Below are 6,000 nucleotides of genomic sequence, written 5' to 3' on the forward strand. Positions count from 1 at the left end.
TAAGTTTCGCAGCTGCAGCTTGAACACAACGAAGGGGACAAACAATGGCGGACGCAACACGCGACCTTGACCGGTGGATCACCGACACCGAAATCAGCACACGCTTTCCGTATTACACGCGGGCAAATGCCGACGAGGTCGGCCCAGAGCCGTTCAGTCCGCTCGGTTGGAGCCTCGGATGGGTACAGGGTTGTATCCCCGGCGTCGCAAAGGGGTTTGTCGCGTTCGGCGTGCTTGAGCCCGACGAGTTCGCGGTCGACCCGCCCGAAGTGTTCGGAAACTGGGGCGGCTACTTCTACAACCAGCTTTCGCTGCCCCGCGTGATGGGTGTGCGGATGCCGGGCGCGAGCCCAGAGGCGATCGACCTCGCGTACTTCGGGGATCACCCGGGCGTCCCCGCCTACACCCCGCACCCTGCCGACGAGAACGAGGCCCAGAGCGCCAAGCTGGTCGAAACAATGGGCTGGGTGATGAGCACCGATGGCTTCCCTGCCCAAGAGGAGGCATCGCGCACAGCGATGCGAGTGGTTGACGAACGCCCCGATCTCGCGTCGTTGTCGAACACCGAACTCGTCGCCCGCGCTCGGCAACTTGCTGGCCCAGAGCTCGATGCCGCGTGGACCGCCTACTGCCAGTCGGCGCTCGGCGCATCGCTTGGCCCCGGAGCGGTACAGGCAATCTGCGCAGCGCTCGGCCGCAGCGCCGACGCCGTGAAGGTCATGACGGCAATCGGTGGAATCGAGTCCGCCGATGCCCCGGTCGCAATGTGGGACATCTCCCGCACGATCAAGAATTCACCTGGCCTGATGGCCGAGTTCGACGCCGGTGTCGATGGTCTCCTCGAACGGCTCCACGCATCGGTCGATCTCGAAGCCGCAACCTTTCTCCGGCAATGGGACGACCTCATTGCGCATCACGGACATCGCGGCCCCAACGAGTGGGATCTCCGAGCGCACTCCTGGACGACGAAGCCGTCGATGCCGTTGGGCATGCTCGAACGTCTGCGTCATCAGGACGACAGTAAGTCGCCAGCGGAGGCCCACGCTCGGGGTGTCGTGGTCCGCGAACAACTCACCCCCGAGTTGTTGGCTCTCGTCGAAGGTGATCCTGAGGCCCACGGCGGCCTGCAAGCCGGTATCCGTTCCGCCAGTGTTTTTTATGGTCTGCGCGAGATGGGCAAGAACGCCTGCATTCGCCTCATTCATGAGGCCAAGCTGGCCGTGATGGAAATCGGCCAGCGCCTGGTGGCCGACGGCGTGATCGATGACGTGCAGCAGATCTTCATGCTGCTCGACGACGAGGTCGACGACTTCCTCGCCGATCCGGCTGCCATGAGCGCTCTCATTCGCGAGCGTGATGCCGTGTTCCAGCAATTGGCCACGCTCGATCCGCCCTACATCGTCAAACTCGAAGAAGGTGTGCCACCGATCTCCGCGTGGTCCAAGCGTGGCGCCAGTCGAAGTGAACCGGCTGCTGCGGGCGACGTGCTCCAGGGGGCCATGGGCTCGCCCGGTGTGGTCACCGGTGTTGCACGTGTCGTTCTCGACCCGGCCGATCCCGGTGCGATCGGCCCCGGTGACATCATGATTGCGCCCACCACCGACCCGTCCTGGGTCCCCCTTTTCTTGGCTGCCGAAGGCGTCGTCGTCAACGTCGGCGCGGTGGCCAGCCATGCCGCGATCATGTGCCGCGAACTTGGCATCCCATGTGCTGTGTCGGTGATTGATGCAACCGGCCGCATACCTGACGGGGCGACCATCGAGATTGATGGTTCGACCGGTCTTGTCACGATTTTGTCAGTGCCATGAGCAACAACACCATCAATATTTCAGTGTGCGGTACAGACCGCGCACACAACAGTGAGGCAGCAGCGACGTGACCAACACCATTCTTGACCGGTTTGCCCTCACTGACGGAGTTGCGGTGGTGACCGGTGCGGGCCGCGGGATCGGCGAGGGAATCGCGATCGGACTCGCCGAAGCCGGCTGTGACGTCGTGCTCACGGCACGTCGAGAGCCCGAGATCAACGCGGTGGCTGAACGAATTCGGTCGCTTGGTCGGCGGGCGCTGACCATTCCGGGTGACATCACCGATGGGTCCTTCGTCGATGAACTCGCCGACCGCGCCAAGGCCGAGATGGGGCGCGTCACGCTGTGGGTCAGTAACGCCGGCGGTGCCGACGACCGCACTCCACGGCACCTCTCTGACATGCCCGACCGGCAGTGGGACTACCAACTCGACGTCAACCTTCGAGCCGTTTTCACCGGAGCGCGCGCCGCAGCGCGCGTCATGGACGACGGGAGTTCGATCATCCACATTTCCTCCGGTGCAGCGTTGAAGGGTTCGCCGAACAACGGCCCATACGCCGTGGCAAAGGCAGGGGTCGATAGCTTGACCCGCACGCTGTCGATCGAGTTGGCCCCTCGCCGCGTCAGGGTGAATGGCATCGCGCCGGGGCCAGTCCCGACGGAGGTGTTCATGGATTTCTTCGGAGCATCCGAAGAGGATCTTCCCAAGTTGGCCCAGCAATGGGGCGTTCCTCTCGGTCGACTCGGAACCCCCGAGGACGTTGCCAATGCCGTGGTCTTTCTTGCGTCGCCCGCAGCATCGTGGGTGACAGGCCAGACGCTGCTCGTCAACGGGGGCAATCGGTAGTGCCCGACATGACCGCGGCGCAGGTCGATGACTTTCTCGGCGAACCACGCGATGCGGTACTCAGCGTTGTGCTGCCCTCCGGGCGGACAATGGGGACGCCTGTGTGGTTTCGCTGGGTTGATGGCGTGGCGCGGTTTCAGAGTCCGTCCACCTCCGTCAAGACCGCAGCGCTCCGCGCCACCGGACGGGCAAGCCTGTGCGTGCACGACCAACCGTTGCCTCTTGCTCGTTACGTCACCCTCGAAGGGCCTGTGCGCGAAGTCGATTTCGATTTCGATGCCGACATCGGTGCTGCTGCCCAGCACTACCTCGGCGACGATGCCGCGCCTTTCTTAGCGAACATCAGCCAGGCCTTGGCCGCCGGTCGCCGCTGGGTCGGCTTCGAACTGTCGCCGGCCACCACGTCCGCACGAATTCAATCGCTGGGTTCACCACTGGAGCACGACGGAGCGATGCCATGAATACCGATACCGATACCGGCACCGGGTTGAGTGAGAACTGGGCAACGCTGTGGGAGGCGTTTGCCGATGCTCAGCCCGACGAGACTGCGGTCGTCATCGGTGAAACGACCTTGACCTGGCGTCAGCTTGACGACCAGGCGGCACGGCTGGCAGCGGCACTGGGTGAGCGTGGCGTCGAGGTGGGGACGCGTCTTGCTCAACTGATGTACAACTGCCCTGAGTATCTCGAGTCCGCGTACGCGGCGTTTAAGTTGAGAGCGACGCCGGTCAATGTGAACTACCGGTACAAGGCCCCAGAGATCGCCTATATCTGCAACAACGCCGGAGCCGAGGTGCTGGTCTTCCACGGCTCATTGGGTGAACGTGTCGCCGAGGCAGCATTGACGATGTCAACGGTTCGGGTGCTGTTGCAGGTCGACGACGGCGCGCCGCTCATTGCCGGCGCTGAGTGGTACCACGAGGTGGTTGCAGCATGTGAGCCAGCTCCTCGCATCGAGCGGTCGGGCGACGACACACTGATGCTGTACACAGGCGGGACCACAGGGAACCCGAAGGGTGTGGTCTGGCGTCATCTCGATTTGTTTGGCGGGTTGGCATCAACTGCCTATTCCTCCGCGGGCATCGAGGTTCCATCCACGGTCGAAGACGTCGGTCGAATTGCTGCCGAACTCCGCACGCGCGGCGAGAGCCCGGTGATGTTGTGCGCGCCTCCGTTGATGCACGGCACGGCGCTCTTCCTCGCCATCGGTGCGTTTGTGATGGGTGGCACCGTGGTGTTACTGGGTGGGAGGTCGTTCGATGCTGATGAGCTGTGGGACCTGGTCGAGCAACACCGAGTCACTCAGATCTCGTTGGTCGGTGACGCATTTGCTCGTCCGCTGAACGCTGCGCTCGACGCGGCCGAGGTCGATGGCGCTCTTCGCGACCTGTCGTCGGTGAAGCGGATTGTCTCGACGGGCGCAACACTGTCGGCCGAGCAGAAGCGAGGCCTGATGAGCCGGGCGACCAACGCCATGATCTTTGACATGATCGGCGCATCCGAAGGCGGACCGTTCGCGGTCTCGATGACCATGCCGGGTGACGAACCACCAGAAACGGCTGTCTTCACCGCACCACCGAACGTCGTCACCATCGACGACGCAACCGGGATGCCGCTGCAGCGGGGCAGTTTGACGCCCGGCATGTTGGCAGCTACGGGGGCGATGCCGCGTGGCTACTGGCAGGACGAGGCGAGAACCGCTGAGACGTTCCGCTTCATCGACGGGGTGCGTTACACCGTGCCGGGCGACTACGCCCTGATCGCCGAGGATGGCACCGTCACGCTGCTGGGCCGCGGCTCGGTGTGTATCAACTCGGGCGGCGAGAAGATTTATCCCGAAGAGGTCGAGGTGGCCGCGCGGCGCCATCCCAACGTGGTTGATGCCACGGTTGTCGGCGTCCCTCACGAGCGTTTCGGTGAGACGGTCGTCCTGGTCTGTTCCGTGTCGGCGCCGACCACGGCCGATGCCATCATTGCCACGGTCAAAGAGTTGATCGCCGACTACAAAGCACCGAGGCGAGTGGTGTTCGTTGACGAGGTGTATCGCGCCCCGAATGGCAAGGCCGACTATCGCTGGGCTCGCGAACAGGCCATTGCCTGAATCGCCGGATTACGTCAGCGCGGCGCCCCACCACTGCTCGAACGCCGGAAGTGCGACACGGTCAACGAGTTCGACGATCAAGCCGCTCGGCGGCTGCAGGTAGGTGAAGACGCCGTACCCGGCTCCGTCGCCAGGGTCGCGATGCGCGCCGAGGAGTGCCCATCCTTGGGCAACAAGTGCATCGGTCTTGGCGACGACATCGTCGACCCACACGCCGACATGGTGCGCGCCGACACGGTCGTTGCCGTCCCAGAAGGTGCCGGGCGGGCCTTGCAACAGCTCAATGTGTTGCGGTCCAGCAGCTGAGTAGGTGTACTTCAGGTGGATCATCTGGAGGCCAGCGCCTGGAGTCCACAACGCTTGTTCGCGGTTCTCTCGACACTCCGACCAGGTGAGTCCCATGCTCGAACCGAGTTCGTCCATGGCGGTGGCGAGGTCGGGAACGCGAATGCCGAGGTGGAACGTGTCTTGGTAGTCGATCATGGTTCAGCCCGCTGGGGTGTTGAGCGCGACCGGGTCGCCGAGGAGCTCGACGATGGTCTTACAGAACGCGGCGGCGGGAGCTCCGTCGAAGGCCCGGTGGTCCCAAGTGAGGCTGAGCGTCACGCGCGTGACGGTGGAGACGCCGCCGGACTCGTCGAGCACGATGTCGTCGCGGAGTCGCCCGACACCGAGGATCGCCGTGTTCGGCGGATTGATGACCGGCGTGAACCCGTCGACGCCAAACATCCCGAGCGTGCTGACAGAGAATGTGCCACCCTCGAGCTCAGGCAATGTGAGCGCACCGGCTCGCGCTGCCTCAGCGAGCCGCGTGGATTCTGTACTCAGCGAGTCGAGGGATCGTGTCGCCGTGTCGGTGATGACTGGAACGATGAGGCCACCGTCGAGAGCAACCGCCATGCCAACATGGACAGTTGGCAACAGTGCGATGCCATCGTCGGTGACCTGGGAGTTGGCAATGGGGTGCGCCACAAGCGCTCGAGCGGCCGCCGCGATGACGTAATCGGTGTAGCTGGGTGCAGGACCCGCTGCTTTGCGCATGATGCGGTCGGCGACCACTGCGTCGAGGTCGGCATCCATCTGCAGGGTGAGCTGGGCCATGTCGCGAAGTGAACTGTGCATGCGCTTGGCGATCGTGCCGCGCATGCCGCTCAACTTGATGATGGCGGTCGGGTCCTGCGTCGCAGGTTGCAGCGCGACTCGCGCCGGTGGCTGCACAGGGGGAGTCGGGGGAGTCGGGGGAG

The 6,000-nt window shown here is 64.0% G+C and carries 6 protein-coding genes; 4 read left to right on the forward strand and 2 right to left on the reverse strand.

All coding sequences use genetic code 11. The annotated features are described in order from the left end of the window. Positions 1-44 precede the first annotated feature (44 nt). From ACH2EI_RS07480 to ACH2EI_RS07495, 4 genes are all read left to right on the forward strand, one after another. A complete protein-coding gene (locus ACH2EI_RS07480) occupies positions 45-1,808 on the forward strand; it encodes a PEP-utilizing enzyme (RefSeq protein ID WP_395155044.1) in 1,764 nt (587 codons plus the stop codon). A 67-nt stretch (positions 1,809-1,875) separates the two neighbouring features. Then, entirely contained in the window at positions 1,876-2,655 is a 780-nt protein-coding gene (locus ACH2EI_RS07485; protein WP_395159589.1) for an SDR family NAD(P)-dependent oxidoreductase, read from the forward strand. An 8-nt stretch (positions 2,656-2,663) separates the two neighbouring features. Next, the gene (locus ACH2EI_RS07490) at positions 2,664-3,116 is read left to right on the forward strand and encodes a pyridoxamine 5'-phosphate oxidase family protein (RefSeq protein WP_395159591.1); all 453 of its coding nucleotides are present in this window, start codon (positions 2,664-2,666) and stop codon (positions 3,114-3,116) included. After that, positions 3,113-4,756 (forward strand): AMP-binding protein, encoded by a 1,644-nt coding sequence (locus ACH2EI_RS07495; RefSeq protein WP_395155041.1) that lies wholly within the window; start codon positions 3,113-3,115, stop codon positions 4,754-4,756. The genes ACH2EI_RS07490 and ACH2EI_RS07495 overlap by 4 nt, the downstream gene beginning before the upstream one ends. Before the next feature lie 9 nt (positions 4,757-4,765). Here the strand turns inward: ACH2EI_RS07495 and ACH2EI_RS07500 are convergent, their stop codons facing one another. Together ACH2EI_RS07500 and ACH2EI_RS07505 are read right to left on the reverse strand one after the other, a co-directional pair. Beyond that, positions 4,766-5,239: a VOC family protein gene (locus ACH2EI_RS07500; RefSeq protein WP_395155040.1), complete on the reverse strand. Its 474-nt coding sequence runs from the start codon at positions 5,237-5,239 to the stop codon at positions 4,766-4,768. Between the two features lie 3 nt (positions 5,240-5,242). After that, on the reverse strand, positions 5,243-6,000 hold a 758-nt coding region (locus ACH2EI_RS07505), incomplete at its 5' end, for a 2-oxo acid dehydrogenase subunit E2 (protein ID WP_395159593.1).

This window comes from Ilumatobacter sp., from assembly GCF_041688325.1.
Classification (GTDB): Bacteria; Actinomycetota; Acidimicrobiia; order Acidimicrobiales; family Ilumatobacteraceae; genus Ilumatobacter_A.